Here is a 15,284-nt window from a genome sequence, read left to right as displayed (position 1 = left end):
AGATCTTGGGAAGTGGCCTCAGCGCCGTTCCCGTGTGCTGCGAAGTTTCCTCCGTAGCGAGCCGCCCATTATAGCCGGCTTTTCCGCTTCGTCAACACCTTTTTTCAAGGCCGTCTCACCGGGGTGGACGTTGTTGCCGATGCCGCTTCGTCGTTGGACCCGAGGGCCTTTCGTCGTTGCGAGCCGCCTATTATGCCGGACTTTTTCAGTCCGTCAACACCTTCGTTCGATCATCTCGTCCGGCGGTGGTGGCGTTGCTGGTCGCATGCCGTTTCCGAGGAAGTGGCGCGCTGCAGCAAGGGAGCGAATTCTAGAGATCCTGCAGGATTCGTCAACCCTTTTCTTTCATCCTGATGACAGCCGTGCGCTCGCGTTGCGCACACCGCGCCACTGACGCTATGTATGCAGGGATGGATACCGAACACACCGCACCGGCTGCATCGCCGCACTCGCCCTGGTGGCGCGATCTCTCCTTCCCTGCCGTGGTGGCAGGCTTCATTACAGTGCTGGTGGGATTTGCCAGCTCTGCGGTGATCGTGTTCCAGGCCGCGCAGGCGGTCGGTGCCGACCAGGCGCAGATCGCCTCGTGGATGTGGGCACTGGGTCTGGGCATGGGCGTGACCTGCATCGGCCTGTCACTGCGCTACCGGGTACCGGTGGTGACCGCATGGTCGACCCCCGGTGCAGCGATGCTGGTGGTGGGTGCAGGCGGGGCTTCGCTCTCTGAAGCCACCGGCGCCTTCCTGCTGGCCGCCGTGCTGGGCATGGTGGCGGGCTTCTCCGGGGTGTTCGCCCGCTTGATGCAGCGGGTGCCGATGGCGCTGGCCGCCGGCATGCTGGCCGGCGTGCTGCTGCGCTTCGGGTTGGATGTGTTCGTGGCGATGAACACCCAGGTAGTGCTGGCCCTGGCCATGTTCGGCACCTGGCTGGCCGGGCGCCGGCTGTTCCCGCGCTATGCGGTGATCGCCACGCTGCTGGTGGGCATCGCGCTGGCTGCCAGTCGTGGCCTGCTGCATGCGCAGGGGGTACACCTGCAGTTGGCCACCCCGCAGTGGGTCACCCCTTCGCTGTCCTGGTCGGCGGTGGCCGGCATCGCCCTGCCCTTGTTCATGGTCACCATGGCATCGCAGAACATTCCCGGGGTGGCGGTAATGCGCGCCTCGGGCTACCAGGCACCGGTGTCCCCGCTGATCGGCTGGATCGGGGTGGTCAACACGCTGCTGGCCCCCTTCGGTGCCTATGCACTGAACCTGGCTGCCATCACCGCGGCCATCTGCATGGGCCGCGATGCGCACGAGAACCCGGCCCGGCGCTATACCGCGGCCATGGCCGCCGGTGCGTTCTACATTGTCATCGGGCTGTTCGGCGCAACGGTGGCGGCCCTGTTCGCCGCCTTCCCCCGCGAGCTGGTGGCCTGCGTGGCCGGCATCGCCCTGTTCGGCACCATCGGCAACAGCCTGGCCAATGCACTGGCGGTGGAGCGCGACCGCGAAGCCGCGCTGGTCACGTTCCTGGTCACCGCTTCGGGCGTAACCCTGGCCGGCATTGGTTCGGCCTTCTGGGGGCTGGTGGCCGGTGCGCTGTGCCTGCTGGTGCTGCGGCCGCGCCGCACCCCTTGAGCGAGATCGGCCGTTGCCGGACCGCCCGGCAACGGACCTCGGGGACGGCGCTTACAGCGGCGACACCGACACCGTCTGCAGCAGCACGTGGCGGCCGTTGGGCGCCACGGTCACCACGTCCGGGCCGGCGTTGGCCGCTTCCAGGCACACGTACTCGCGCCAGCCCTCGCCCACATCGGCCATCTTCGCGGCCGCTTCGGCACCGGGATTCCACGCCACCAGCGAGCGGCTGCCCTCGGTCGCCAGCTGGATGCGGCGCTTCAGCACCGGGTCGCGCAGCACGTAACGCCCGCCGGCCGGGCTGTAGATGCGGTCGCTACGACCGGGATCGCGCGGGTCACGCAGCGACCAGGGCCCTTGCTGGCGGCGGGTCTGGGCGTAGTTCTCGAACTTGTCCTGATAGTCCACCCCGTCCACGCCATCGACTTCCACGCGGGTGGCATCGCCCACGCGGAAGTAATTGTGCAGTGCCTGGGTGAAGCTGACCGGCGTGCTGCCCGTATTTTCGGTGACCAGTTGCTGGCGCAGCTCGCGCCCCACGCGCACGGTCATGGACAGCCGCAGGCCCAGGTCCTGCAGCGCCGGCGGCACCAGGGTCAGTTCGATGCTGCCATCGTCCAGCCGCCGCGCCTGCTGCAGTTCCCATGGCAGGGTGCGCACGAAACCATGCGCGGGCACGTCGTTGCCCTGCCCCTGGCGCCCGAAGTACGGCCAGCAGACCGGGCTGCCGCCACGGATGGGCGTGGGCAGCGCCGCACGCTGCGGCGACAGCCACATCACGTCGGTCTGGCCCTTCGGGATGAACGACAGCAGCTGACCACCGAACACGCTGATGGCCGCCGTCGCGAAGGGGGTTTCCACCAGCCAGGCATCGAGTCCCTGGAACTGGCCACTGCTGACACCCAGGATCTGTTGCACGCTGGAACGACTCCGTAGGGCCGGCGACTGCGCGGCACTGTAGTTGGCGGGAAGACTGAAGCGACTGGGCACCGTCGGGGTGCGCGGCTCGGCCTGCAGGGCACGCAGGATACGTTGCCCGGCGCGGCCATCGGCGGTGGCCCAGCCCAGCCGGCGCTGTTCGCTCTGGATGGCGCGGCGGCTGGCGGTACCGATCATGCCATCGGCGCTGCCGATGTCGTGGCCACGTGCCAGCAACAGCGTCTGCAGCTGGCGGCGCTCATCGCGGCCCAGGCCAGGATCATCGGTGGGCCAGGCGGTGACCAGGCCGGTCCCCCCGCGCAGGCGATCGGCCAGGGTGGCGATGGCCAGCGCGTAGCTTTCAGCCGCGTTGTAGCTGTAGATCGCATCGTAGTTGCGGAACACCAGCAGCGCCGGCCCTTTCACCCCGGCTGGCAGCAGCACGGCCGCGCGCGCATCGGCGGGCAGGCCGGCGGGGGCCAGCGTCGTGCCGTCCAGCGCCGTGACCCCGGCCGCGCGCCAGTCCGCCAGCGGGCGGCGCTGGGTCCGACCGGCCTGGGCCGCCTTGAAGCCCTCGGGGATGCGGACCTCCACTCCCCATGGTTCGCCTGTGCGCCAGCCGGCGCGCTGCAGGTAGTTGGCGGTGGACGCCAGCGCATCGGGAATACTGCCGACCAGATCGCGGCGACCGTCGCCATCGCCATCCACGGCAATGCGCGCATAGGTACTGGGCATGAACTGGGTATGGCCGAAGGCCCCGGCCCACGAACCGGTCAGGCCCTGCTGCTGCAGATCGCCCTGGTCGATCAACTTCAGCAGCGCCAGCAGCTCGCCGCGGAAAAACGGCTGGCGACGGCCCGCACAGGACAGCGTGGCCAGCGACTGCAGCAGCGGCCGCTTGCCGAACACGCGGCCGTAGTCACTTTCCACGCCCCACACCGCGACGATCGTGGCGGCATCCACGCCGTACTGCGCCGAAATCTTCTGCAGCAGGTCACGGTACTGCTGCAGGCGCGCGCGGCCGTCGTCCACCCGCTGGCGATCGACCAGGGCGGCCAGATAATCCCAGATGGGCGTGGTGAATTCCGGTTGCGCGTCCAGCAGTGGCAGCACGCTGGGGTCGGGCTGCAGGCCCGCGGTGAGCGCGCTGAAGCGATCGGCGGCGATGCCCTGGCGACCCGCGCTGACCTGCAGCTGCTGCATGCAGGCGGCAAACGCCGGATCGGTGGCGGGCGCAGCGGGCAGCGCCGCAGGCGTGGCCAGGGCGGCGGCCAGGCCGAGCGTGGTCATCAAGGGCATGGCGTCCTCCGTGTTGCCGTTACCTGGCCATGGTAACGCGCCGCCGGCGGACAGCGCCCGGCGCTGCCGTCACTGGGCGCTGGCGCGCAGCAGGCGCAGGCCGTACGCCGGGTCGGACGCATTCCAGTGGGCAACCGCTTCCAGGCCGGCCTGCTGCAGCAGGTGGTCGAAACTGGCATCGGTGTACTTGTGGCTGTACTCGACCCGGATGCGTTCACCGGTCTGGAAGTGGAACGTGCGGCCATCCAGATGCACGTCCTGCTCGCACTGGCTGACCAGATCGGTCTCGATGCGCAGGCGGGCGGTGCTGTAGCGCGCCTGGTGGCGGAAACCCTGCAGATCGAAGTCACTGCCGACTTCGCGGTTCAGGCGGGTCAGCAGGTTCAGGGTGAAGGCGGCGGTGATGCCGTCGGCGTCGTTGTAGGCGGCTTCGATCAACGCCGGGTCCTTGTGCAGATCGATGCCGATGAGTGCCAGGCCGTCCGCGCCCATGGTCTGGCGCATGGCGCGCAGCAGGGCGATCGCATCATCGCCGGCAAAGTTGCCCAGGGTCGAGCCGGGAAAGAACACCAGCCGCCGCGCCGCCGGGCGGGTAGGCAGCGGCACCTGCACCGGGCGGGTGAAATCGGCGCAGACCGGCAGCATTTCCACGTCCGGCAATGCCGGGACGAGCAGCTCGATGCTGGACAGCAGGGCCGCGCGCGAGATCTCGATGGGGGTATAGGCCACCGGCTGGTGCAGTGCATCCAGCAGGCGTGCGGTCTTGCGGCCACTGCCACTGCCCAGTTCGACCACGTGCGCGTGCGGGCCCACCCGCCGCGCGATGTCCGGCAGCACCAGGTCCAGCAGCGCCAGTTCGGTGCGCGTGGGGTAGTACTCGGGGGTGTGGGTGATGCGTTCGAACAGACGCGAGCCGTGCGCATCGTAGAAGTACTTCGACGGCAGCTGTCGCTGCGCCCGCGAGAGGCCGGCCACGGCATCGGCCAGCAGCTGCTGGCGGCCGGGAGTGAGATCGGTCAGCGCCTGCAGCGCGTCCTGTACGGTACTCATGGAAGATCCTTGGCCAAGCGCAGGCCGGAAAACTGCCAGCGCGCCGGTGGCATGAAGAAGTTTCGGTAACTGGCACGCACATGGCCGCGCGGGGTGGCGCAGCTGCCGCCGCGCAGTACCCACTGCCCACACATGAACTTGCCGTTGTATTCGCCCAGGTTGCCGGCGAAGGGACGGAAGCCGGGATAGGCGCCGTAGGCGCTGCTGGTCCATTCCCACACATCGCCGAACAGCTGGCGCAGGCCGCTGCCCTGCCCCGCGTACGGATGCAGGCGGTCATCGTCGGCGAAGTGGCCGACCGGTGGCTGCGACGCCGCCGCAGCTTCCCATTCGAATTCGGTGGGCAGGCGTGCGCCATGCCAGCGGGCACAGGCATCGGCTTCGTAATAGCTGAGATGGCAGACCGGTGCATGCGGGTCGAGCGCGCGCCAGCCGCCAAGCGTGTACTCCTGCTGCAGATCGTCGTGCCAGTACAGCGGGTGCTGCCAGCCCTCGCTTTCGCACAGCGCCCAGCCTTCGCTCAGCCACAGTTGCGGCTCGCGATAGCCGCCGGCCTCGATGAAGGCGCGGAATTCGCCGTTGCTGACGGGACGGTCGGCCAGCGCATGGGCGGGCAGCAGCACCCGGTGCGGCGGCGATTCGTTGTCGTAGGCAAACGCGGCCTGCCGTGGCCAGGGCGCTGCGCCGATGCCCACGATGCTTTCCTCGCGTTCGATCCAGGCCTGCGCCGTCTGCACGCTGGCCACGGCCGCCAGCGACGCATCGTAGGGCGGCTGCAGTGGATTGCACCAGAACGCGTGCTTGATGTCGGTCAGCAGCAGTTCCTGGTGCTGCTGTTCGTGCTGCAGGCCCAGCTGCAGGTGCTGCAGGGCGTGCTCGCCGAGATCGCCATCGAGCAGGCGTGCCAGCACCTGTTCGTCCACGTGCTGGCGATAGTCCCGGACCTGCTGCAGCGAGGGCCGTGACAACAGCCCGCGACGGGGGCGCGCATGGGCCGGCCCCAGGGACTTGTAGTAACTATTGAACAGGAAATCCCAGGCGGGATCCCAGCACGCATGGCCCGGCAGGCTGGCCAGCACGAAACGTTCGAAGAACCAGGTGGTGTGGGCCAGGTGCCATTTGCTGGGGCTTGCATCGTCCATGCTCTGCAGCATTGCGTCTTCGGCGCTGAGCGGCGCGGCCAGCTGCAGGCTTCTCCCGCGGACACGGGCGAACTGGCGGGCAAGATCACGCTGCGCGGCAGCGACGGCGGCGGGTGCGCTGTGCATGGGGCCAGCTTCGACCGTCGTGGGTGAGCGCCACGTCATGGCGTGCCAGCACCGCTTTCACAGGCTGCGTATTCAAGAAGCGCGCGGCAACGCCGCTAACGGCTTTGCCGCGGCCGCTTCGTGACCGCGCGGGAACCACGCTTGTCCGATCATCCGCTCCGCCAGCCTGCGCATTACCTGTTCGTGCTGCCCGCCCTGCTGGTTGCGCTGGTGCTGTGGGCCACTTTGGGCAACGAGGACGTGGCCCGTGCCGGGCAGCGCGTGCTGCCGTGGTTGCTGGCCTGCCTGGGCGCCGGCCTGGCACTGATGTACAACCAGGTGCGCACCCTGTGCCTGTTGCTGGTGGCGGCCGCGGTCTTCAGCGTGCTGCACCCGGACGTGGCGCACTTCCTGCGGCAGGGTCGGGTGAGTGCGCTGACCCCGCTGCGCTTCCACGCCATTTCTGCCTGGCTGCCGCTGCTGTTCGCTACCCACGCGCTGTGGCCCGAGCGCGGGCGACGCCGCCAGGACCTGCTGCTGCGCGCGATCGCCAGCGGCACCGTGCTGGCCATCTTCATCCTGCTGGCCGCGCAGCAGCCGCAGGGCATGCACGACCTGCTGTCCAACCGCCATTTCGAATGGGTGCCGCGCGATTGGAACGCGCTGGCGCAGCTGCCTGCGCTGCTGTTCCTGCTGGCCACGGTGGCGCTGGGCTGGCAGGCATGGCGGCGGCCGCGGCCACTGCACACGGCCATGCTGCTGGCGCTGCTGTGCCTGTGGTGGATGCTGCCGCGCATCTACCTGCAACCGGCACTGCTGCCGGCGCTGAGCGTGGCAGCCCTGCTGCTGTTGCTGGGCGCAACCCTGCAGGAATCCTTCCACATGGCGTTCCGCGATGAGCTGACCGGGCTGCCCGGGCGCCGCGCCTTCAACGAAACGCTGCGACGCGCGGCCGGCACCTACAGCATCGCCATGGTCGATGTGGACCACTTCAAGAAGTTCAACGATACCCATGGCCACGACACCGGCGATGACGTGCTGAAGCTGGTGGCTTCGCGTCTGGCCCGGGTAAGCGACGGCGGCCGGGCCTTCCGCTACGGTGGCGAGGAATTCGCGGTGGTGTTCCTGGACCGGCCTGCCCAGGCCTGTGTCGAAGCGGTGGAGACACTGCGGCAGAGCATCCAGGACAGCCGCATGCAGTTGCGCGACCGCCGCACCCGCAGCCGTGACGACACCGCCGGGCAGCAGCAGCGCGGCCGCGGTGGCGCCGGTGCCGTGGTGCAGGTAACGGTGAGCATCGGCCTGGCCGACAGCCGGGTGGACCCGCGCCCGGCCGGCGTGGTGAAGGCAGCCGACCAGGCCCTGTATGCGGCCAAGGAAGAGGGCCGCAACCGGGTCTGCGCGCATGGCGGCCAGCGCGTGCTGGCCGTCCGCGCCGGCTGAGCCTCAGACCGCGTCGAGGTAGTACCAGCGGCCGTCGGTGCGCTGGAAACGGCTGTGCTCGGTCATTTTCACCGCGCTGCCGCCGCCGATGCGGTAGCGGGCGGTGAAGCGCACTTCGGCGGTATCGGCGCCGGTGACGGTGTGTTCGTGCACGGTCAGGCCCAGCCAATGGGTGCGCTGGCCGGGCGCATCGTCCAGCGACAGCTCGGCCGGGCGGGTATCGGGGTGCCAGGTCTGGCGCAGGTAATCAGCCAGCTGGCGGACGTAGGCGCTGTAGCGCGACCGCATCAGGCGCTCGGCATCGGGCGCCGCTTCACCGGCATGGTAGCGGCCGCAGCACGCGGCGTAGGGCGCGGCCAGGCCGCAGGGGCAGGTTTCGGCAGGGCTGGGTTTCATGGCGGTATTGTCGCGCGGGCCGGCGCAGGCTTCCATCGGCAATGGGCGTATGCTGTCGCGCCCTGCTGCTGTGGTTGATGGCCGTGCTGGAGCTGATTCCCCCCCAACTGTGGTGGCTGGTGCTGATCGCCTTCATTGCCGGCCTGGTCGATGCGGCCGTGGGCGGCGGCGGCCTGGTGCAGCTGCCCGGCCTGTTCACGGTGCTGCCGCAGCAGACCCCGGCCATGCTGTTTGGCACCAACAAGTTCAGCTCGATGTTCGGCACCGGCGCGGCCGCCTGGCGCTATGCGCGCAACGTGCGTTTTCCGTGGAAGCCGGTGCTGTTCGCGGCCGCCACGGCCTTCGTGTTTTCCTTTGCCGGTGCCACCGCGGTCAGCCTGTTGCCCAAGGACGCGGTGCGCCCGCTGGTGCTGGTGCTGCTGGTGGCGATGCTGGGCTACACGCTGTGGAAGAAGGACTTCGGCGCTCTGCACCGGCCGCAGGAGATCGGCCGCCGCGAGCTGGCGATCGCGTTGGCGATCGGCGCGGCCATCGGCTTCTACGACGGCTTCTTCGGGCCGGGCACGGGCAGCTTCCTGATCTTCCTGTTCGTGCGCTTCTTCGGCCTGGACTTCCTGCGCGCTTCGGCCGCATCGAAGGTGGTGAATCTGGCCACCAACGTGGCCGCCATCTCGTTCTTCGTTCCCACCGGCAACATCCTGTGGCTGTTCGCGCTTCCGATGGCGGCGGCGAACATCATCGGTTCGGTGGTGGGCACGCGGCTGGCGTTGAAGGGCGGCACGCCCTTCATCCGCAAGCTGTTCGTGGGCCTGGTGGTGGTGTTGATCGCGCGGATGGCGTGGGACACGTTCCGCGGCGCGTGAGCGTGAAGCGATGACCCGACAGGTGCCAACCTTGGTTGGCACGCTGTTTCCGCGGTAGAGAGCCGCCGGGCGTGGCCCGGCGCTACCCATCAGGCGTCGGCTTCTTCCGGTTCGCTGGCCTGCTGGCGGCTGCGCTCGGGCAGCTTCAGCCGCTTGCCTTCTTCGTCGTACTCGATCAGCAGCACGCCTGAATCGTGGCGGCCGCTGATCTCGACGAAGCAGGCGCCGCCAATGAACGGCTCCAGCGTCATCACCGATTTCAACGGGGTGGCCACCACCATCTGGAAACCGAAGTTGTCGAAGATGTTCATGGCCAACGCGGTGAACTCGTTGTCGGCCTTGTCGAAGGCTTCATCGAGCACCACGGCGGCATAGCTGGGCAGCTGGCTGTCGGCGCCGCCCAACTGGTAGCGCAGCGCTGCGGCCAGGCAGGTGGTGGCCAGCTTCTGCCGCTGGCCGCCGGATTTGCCGGCGCCGCTGCGGTAGATTTCCACCTGCTGGCGGGTTTCGGCATCCAGTTCCACGCCGATGAATTCCACGTGCATGCGCACGTCCAGCACCAGTTCGCGCCAGCGCTTGTCCTCGCCTTCCTGCGAACCCAGCCGGTTCACCAGCTGGCGCAGCACGGTGAACTGCGATTCGGCCACTTCGCGCTGTTCGGTCTGCTGCTGCGACAGGACTTCACGCAGCTGCTGGTGGAACTCGCCCACTTCCGGCAGACGGCGATCGCTCAGTTCGATGGTCAGCAGGGTGCCACGGTTGAACGGCACCTGTTCCAGGCTGGCGTTCACTTCGTCCAGGCGCTGGCCGATCGATTTGCGGGCCTCGGCGCTGTGCCGCTGCAGGGCCAGCAGGTTGTTCTTGCTCTGGTTCTGCAGCAGGTCGAAGAAGCGCTCTTCGTGCTGGGGCAGACCGTCGCGCTCCAGGCGTTCCAGACGTGCCAGGAAATCATCGGCCGACGCCACCGAGACCGTGAAGTCACCCGATTCTTCCGGCCACTGCTGGATGAAGCGGCGGAAGCAGCCCAGCAGCAGGTTTTCGACGCGGTTGACGTCCTGCTGCGAGGACGACAACTGCTCGTTCAGCGCGTTGCTGACCTGGCGCATGTGCGCTTCCAGGGTTTCCAGGCTGAGCGGGCCCTGCTCCTGCAGGCGTTCGGACAGCCCGGCTTCCTGCTCCTGGGCCAGCGCCGGCAGCACCAGCGCACGGCTCTGCTGCCGTGCGCGGTCCAGACGGTCGCGCTCGCGCACCAGCTGGCCACGCTCCACGCGGGTGTCTTCGTAGGTACGGCGGGCCTGTTCGATATCGGCGCGTACCGCATCGATCTGCTGCGCCAGGCGGGCCAGGTCGGCATTGCCTTCGCGCAGGTCGCGCAGGCTGGCTTCGATGTCGGCCACGCGCTGCTGCGGGGCGGCGATGTCGATCTCGTTCCAGCTGATGCCCACCAGTTCGTGGCAGGCCAGGCGGCGTTCGTTGTCGCGGTCACGCTGGCCACGCAGGCGCGCGATGTCGGTCTCGCAGCCAGCGATGCGCTTGGCCAGTTCCTGCGCTTCCTTCTCGAACGCACCGACCTTGTCGTGGTTGTTGAAGCCCAGGATCCAGCGCCGGCGGTCACCGACTGCGCTGCGGTCATCCTTCTCGAACCGGTCGCCCGGGTGCTTGACCTGGCCTTCGCGGGTGATGCCGCGATCGACGTTGCGCAGCTGCTTGGCATCCACGCATTCGTAGTCGAAGCGCTTGCCCAGCTCGCGGCGCAACCAGCTTTCGAACACGTGGTCGCGCAGTTCCAGCTTGTGCAGCAGCGAACGGCCGGACGGCTCGCGGGCGAACGCCTCGTCGTTGCGGCGAACGCGGTAGTAGGTGAAACGCATGCCCAGGTGGGTGCGGTTCACCCATTCGGCCACGTCGTTGTAGTGCTTGTCATCGACCAGCAGCGACAGGGCGAAGCCGCCCAGCACGCGCTCGATGGCACCCTGCCAGGCCTGTTCGTCCGAACGCACCTGGATCAGCTCGCCCACGAACGGCAGTGCGGCTTCGGAAATGCCGGTCTCTTCGGCCAGGCGCGCGCGCAGCTTCTGCATGGGCGCGGGAATGTTGGACGGCGTTCGCTGCATCGCCTCCAGTTCGCCACGCACTTCGCTGAAGCGGCGCTCGTCATCGCGCTTGCCGCCCAGGCGGTCGCTGATCGCATCGTCCAGGGCGCTGGATGCACGCTGGCGGTCCTGCAGTTCGGTCTGCGCCTGCGCGACCAGCTCGGCAAAGCCGTGCGCATCGTCGGGCAGTTCGGCCTGCAGCTTCTGCGCGGCCTCGCGGGCCTGGTTGTACTTGGCCAGGCGACGGTCGCGCTCGGCTTCGGCGCGGCCCTGCTCGCGTTCCAGTTCCTCGATGCGTTCGCCGCCCTGCTGGCGGCGCTGCAGTTCCAGTTCGGCCAGGCGCTCGGTGTGGTTGTCCAGCGCGGCACGCCGCTGCGATTCCTCGCCAAGCAGGCCGCGGTCGCGCACGTCCATCTCGCGCAGGCGCGCTTCGATCAGCAGCTGGCGGCGGCTTTCGCGGAAACTGTCGATGCCCAGCTTGAGGGCTTCGTCGTCGCCACGCTGGCGCGACATTTCCTTCAGGTCGTTGTAGTGGGCGCGCGCCGGCAGCAGGGTTTCCACCTGGCGACGCGCGGTCACCACGGCCTGGTGCGCGCCATCGAGTTCGGCGAAATCGCTGACCAGGCGCTCGGCCGCATCGAAGGTGCGCGGCGTATCGAGCATGAAGTCGCGCAGGAAGACGTTCAGGTCGCCCAGGTTCTTGGCCGACTGGGTCTTGTGCAGCAGGCGCAGCGCCATCTCGCTGTCGATGCCCAGCAGATCGCGGAAGCGCTCTGCATAGCCGGAGAACGTGTCGAAATGGTGGACGTCGGCCAGCTTCTGCTTCAGCTTGCGCAGGTCCAGGTCGAAGCCGCCCAGATCCTTGGCGATGTCGAACGGACGCTCGGCGATCATGTAGTGCTTGCGTACATCGCCGGCCGAGGTGCCGTTGCCGGAGATCCACAGCAGGCGCACCAGGCTGACCACGCGGCCATCACCGGCGCGGTATTCCAGCACCAGGGCGGTCCAGGTGGCGCCCTTGCGCAGGTACTGGGTGGCGATTTCGCCGGTGCCGCTGTCCTGCTGGTCGGCCCAGGCGCCGCGCACATACGACACCAGGTTGCGGTCGCGGCCACTGCGCTCGGCTTCGCGGGCGGCGGCGTTGAAGTCGACGATGGCCGGCGGAGTGAGCAGCGCAGACATCGCATCGAGCAGGGTGGACTTGCCCGAGCCGGAACGGCCGACGAACAGGAAGCCACGCTCGGCAATCGGCACTTCGGTCAGGCCGTTGAAGGTGCCCCAGTTGTGCACCTGCAGGCGGCGCATGCGGAACTGCTGCAGGCGCGGGTCGGGCAGGCCGTCGTTGAACAGGGCGGGAGTGTGCTTGGAAATGGCCATGCGGTGGTCGGGTCTCTCAGGCCTCGGCGGCCGGGGTTTCGCGCAGCTGGCGGTAGACCGCCGAAAGCTGGGACACGTCTTCGGCGGAGAACAGCAGCTTCAGCGCCGGCGAGACTTCGTGGCGGTCTTCCTGGCCGCTGAGGCGGGTCAGGATGTGGTTGTCCTTCATCTTCTGCACGGCCGACGCCACGCGGCGGTTGAAGCCGGCGCGGTCGGTGGACAGGTTCTTTTCATAGATGGCCAGTGCTTCGGCCATCTCGGCATCGGCGACCACGGCGCGGTTGCCGCGCGCGTCGGCCTCGGCCAACTGCTGGCGCAGGAACAACAGCAGCACCGAATCGATGAAGGTCAGCGGCGAGGTACGCAGCAGCACCGGCGCATCCACGTCTTCGGTGTCGGCCTGGCGGGTGAACGCCACGCCGCTGTCGCGGTCCAGCACCAGTTCCAGGAACAGATCGGCCAGCGCCGAGCGGATGCCGGCTTCGCTGCGGATCAGCGCCGGCCACAGCTTGGCGTGGCGCAGCTGGTCGATGCTGGGGCCGATCAGCAGCTGGCACAGCGCGCGGCGCGCATCCAGCGGCAGGCGACCGGTGTCGCCCATGTAATAGACATCGTTGCCGCGGCGCGGCGGCGAGGCCGTCGGTGCCGGTTCGGCTTCGTAGGCGTCTTCGACCAGCTCGTCCGCCGCTGCTTCGATGGGGTCTTCATGCCAGCTCATGGCGTCTCTCCTGGGTGAACCAAACCAGCGGAATACGTGCGCGGCGTACCTGGCCGTCGCCGCCGCGCCATTGCGCAAGCTCCTGCTCGCCAGCCACCACGTTGCCAAAACGCGTGCCCAGCGACAGGTAGCCGATGACACTGCCCAGGCCCTGCGGTGCTTCGCGCTGCGAAAGTGCCTGGGCGATGCTCAGGCGCGGCTGCGCGTCCAGCAGATCGTGCAGGTCGCGGCGCAGGGTGCGGAAGTCGATCTCCGACGAGGCCACCAGGTCGCCCACGCTTTCCAGGCTGATGCTGGCCGCATCGTTGTATTCAACGTTGCCATCGACCTGCGCGCTGCGCGGATCGTGCAGCTTCCACTGCGACCACGAGCGCAGGCGGCTGGTGGTCAGCTGCAGGTCGCGACCGATGCCGCGCTGGGCCGGGAACTCGTCGCGCAGTGCCAGCGCTTCGGACTGGGCCTGCTTCAGCAACTGGTTCAAGCGGCGCTGTTCCAGGTAGCCACGGCTCTGCACGAAACCGCGCAGGCTGCGCGCGAAGTTCTGCAGCACGTCGTGTACCTGGCCGCCACGCTCGAGCATGGTGCTGGTGAAGCTGCGCAGGAAGTTGCGTTCGTTGCGGTCCAGCCGACGGGCAAAGCCACGCGCCAACACCGCTTCCAGCGCGGCATCGAGCTGGGCGCTCTGTTCGGCGTCGTTGAGCAGGCGCCAGAAGGCCTGGAAGCTGCGCCCGGCATCGCTCTCGCCGATCACGTCCACGCCTTCGAACAGCTGCGACAGCACGTCGCCGCGCTCGCCTTCGTCGTCGATGATGCGCTCGCGGAAATCGCGGTTGAGCTGCTCGAAGTCATCACGCACGCGGCGGAAGTCTTCGGTCAACTCGTCGGCCAGGCCGATGATCTGGCGCGTGCGTTCCAGCGCGCGCTTGCCGTCCAGGGCAATTACCCGGCCGGCGCCGACGCGGGCGATTTCCGCATCGATGCGGTCGCGCTCGTCGCGCAGCGCAGACAGGCGTGCGTCCGGGTCCGATTCGGTCTGTGCGGCCAGCTGCGAGAGCTGTTCGATCACCAGCGCCAGACGGCTTTCGGTGGCGGCCACGCGGGCCTGTTCCAGGCTGTCGGCGAAACGGATGGCCTGCAGCGCGGGGGTGGACAGTTCGTACTGTTCCTGGTCGGCGCCGTCGGGCAGGCGGCGCTCCAGCCAGCCCTGGGCGAGCCAGTGCGCGATGTAGGCCTGCGCGGTACGCGGCAGGTCGCGCGACAGTTCATCGCTGTTGAGCTGGTCCAGGGCGCGCTGCAGGCGTTCGTGCAGTACCGCCGAGGGCAGCGTGCGCTCGCCGTCCATCAGCAGGCCCTGCAACAGGCCGATGATTTCCGGAGCATGGTCGGCAGCCAGCAGCTTCCACTGCGGCTGTTCGCGCAGGGTGCGGTAACGGGAGATGCGTTCGCGGTGCTTCATGCAGCGACAGTGATCAGGTTGGCGGGGTGCGGAAGGCAGCCGCAGGCGGCCGCAGGCAATGCGGCCGCGCGGGCGCGGCCGGCCACGGCGGGCCGGCGGGGCGCAGGCAAGCGACTCAGCGCTTGTTGCCCACTTCGATGAAGCGCAGGAACTCGGCGCGGGTACGCGCGTCGTCGCGGAAGCTGCCCAGCATCTTTGAGGTGACCATGCTGACGCCGCGCTTGTGGATGCCACGGGTGGTCATGCATTCATGGGCGCCTTCCACGACCACGCCCACACCGATCGGCTGCAGCACGTCCTGGATGCATTGGGCGATCTGCGCGGTCATCTTTTCCTGCACCTGGAAGCGGCGGGCGTAGGCTTCGACCACGCGGGCCAGCTTGCTGATGCCCACCACCTTGCCGGCCGGCAGGTAGCCGACGTGCACGCGGCCGATGATCGGCGCCATGTGGTGTTCGCAGTGGCTTTCGTATTCGATGTCGCGCAGCACGATCAGTTCGTCGTAGCCGGCCACTTCCTCGAAGGTGCGTTCCATGTAGGCGCGCGGGTCGTCGCGGTAGCCGCTGAACCAGTCGCCATAGGCCTCGGCCACGCGGCGGGGGGTATCCAGCAGGCCTTCACGGGACGGGTCCTCGCCGGCCCAGCGCAGCAGGGTGCGCACCGCATCCTCGGCCTGGTCCTGGGTCACATCGCCCTGCGGGGCGGCCTTTTCGTTGTTCTTGCTCATTGCGTACAGCGTCCCGAACGGGGGGCGAGCATCGTACCCGACCGGGGGGTGGGTCGTCCTGTGGGTCGGGTTCATCGG

11 protein-coding genes are annotated in these 15,284 nt (G+C 68.4%); 3 read left to right on the top strand and 8 right to left on the bottom strand.

Annotation, left to right across the window (positions count from 1 at the left end; genetic code table 11):
* Positions 1-410: 410 nt before the first annotated feature.
* Positions 411-1,619, top strand: a complete 1,209-nt coding sequence (locus IAE58_RS17155; RefSeq protein WP_199934362.1) for a benzoate/H(+) symporter BenE family transporter — start codon at positions 411-413, stop codon at positions 1,617-1,619.
* A gap of 51 nt (positions 1,620-1,670) precedes the next feature.
* Here the strand turns inward: IAE58_RS17155 and IAE58_RS17150 are convergent, their stop codons facing one another.
* The 3 genes from IAE58_RS17150 to egtB form a co-directional block, all read right to left on the bottom strand.
* Positions 1,671-3,827, bottom strand: a complete 2,157-nt coding sequence (locus IAE58_RS17150; protein WP_233615012.1) for a lytic murein transglycosylase — start codon at positions 3,825-3,827, stop codon at positions 1,671-1,673.
* Between the two features lie 78 nt (positions 3,828-3,905).
* Positions 3,906-4,886, bottom strand: a complete 981-nt coding sequence (egtD, locus tag IAE58_RS17145; RefSeq protein WP_199934364.1) for an L-histidine N(alpha)-methyltransferase — start codon at positions 4,884-4,886, stop codon at positions 3,906-3,908.
* Positions 4,883-6,154: an ergothioneine biosynthesis protein EgtB gene (egtB, locus tag IAE58_RS17140; RefSeq protein WP_199934365.1), complete on the bottom strand. Its 1,272-nt coding sequence runs from the start codon at positions 6,152-6,154 to the stop codon at positions 4,883-4,885. Before egtB ends, egtD begins: the two co-directional genes overlap by 4 nt.
* A gap of 141 nt (positions 6,155-6,295) precedes the next feature.
* Between egtB and IAE58_RS17135 the strand changes: the two genes are divergently transcribed.
* Positions 6,296-7,576 carry a GGDEF domain-containing protein gene (locus tag IAE58_RS17135; RefSeq protein WP_199934366.1) on the top strand — a complete coding sequence of 427 codons (1,281 nt, stop codon included), beginning with the start codon at positions 6,296-6,298 and terminating at the stop codon, positions 7,574-7,576.
* A gap of 3 nt (positions 7,577-7,579) precedes the next feature.
* Here the strand turns inward: IAE58_RS17135 and IAE58_RS17130 are convergent, their stop codons facing one another.
* Complete coding sequence (locus IAE58_RS17130; RefSeq protein WP_199934367.1) at positions 7,580-7,972, bottom strand: YchJ family metal-binding protein; 393 nt, start codon at positions 7,970-7,972, stop codon at positions 7,580-7,582.
* An 83-nt stretch (positions 7,973-8,055) separates the two neighbouring features.
* Here IAE58_RS17130 and IAE58_RS17125 point away from each other — a divergent pair, with 83 nt between their 5' ends.
* Positions 8,056-8,835 carry a sulfite exporter TauE/SafE family protein gene (locus tag IAE58_RS17125; RefSeq protein WP_199934371.1) on the top strand — a complete coding sequence of 260 codons (780 nt, stop codon included), beginning with the start codon at positions 8,056-8,058 and terminating at the stop codon, positions 8,833-8,835.
* A gap of 89 nt (positions 8,836-8,924) precedes the next feature.
* Here the strand turns inward: IAE58_RS17125 and IAE58_RS17120 are convergent, their stop codons facing one another.
* The 4 genes from IAE58_RS17120 to folE form a co-directional block, all read right to left on the bottom strand.
* Positions 8,925-12,305 (bottom strand): SbcC/MukB-like Walker B domain-containing protein, encoded by a 3,381-nt coding sequence (locus IAE58_RS17120; protein WP_199934368.1) that lies wholly within the window; start codon positions 12,303-12,305, stop codon positions 8,925-8,927.
* Between the two features lie 16 nt (positions 12,306-12,321).
* Positions 12,322-13,023: a DUF4194 domain-containing protein gene (locus IAE58_RS17115; RefSeq protein ID WP_199934369.1), complete on the bottom strand. Its 702-nt coding sequence runs from the start codon at positions 13,021-13,023 to the stop codon at positions 12,322-12,324.
* Positions 13,010-14,479, bottom strand: a complete 1,470-nt coding sequence (locus IAE58_RS17110; RefSeq protein ID WP_199934370.1) for a DUF3375 domain-containing protein — start codon at positions 14,477-14,479, stop codon at positions 13,010-13,012. The genes IAE58_RS17115 and IAE58_RS17110 overlap by 14 nt, the downstream gene beginning before the upstream one ends.
* Positions 14,480-14,594: 115 nt before the next feature.
* Positions 14,595-15,206 carry a GTP cyclohydrolase I FolE gene (folE, locus tag IAE58_RS17105; protein ID WP_108763269.1) on the bottom strand — a complete coding sequence of 204 codons (612 nt, stop codon included), beginning with the start codon at positions 15,204-15,206 and terminating at the stop codon, positions 14,595-14,597.
* Between the last annotated feature and the right edge of the window lie 78 nt (positions 15,207-15,284).

This window comes from Stenotrophomonas sp. S49, assembly GCF_016624905.1.
Lineage (GTDB): Bacteria > Pseudomonadota > Gammaproteobacteria > Xanthomonadales > Xanthomonadaceae > Stenotrophomonas.
Note: the sequence above shows the minus strand (reverse complement) of the source record. Positions and strands in the feature narration are given on the sequence as shown.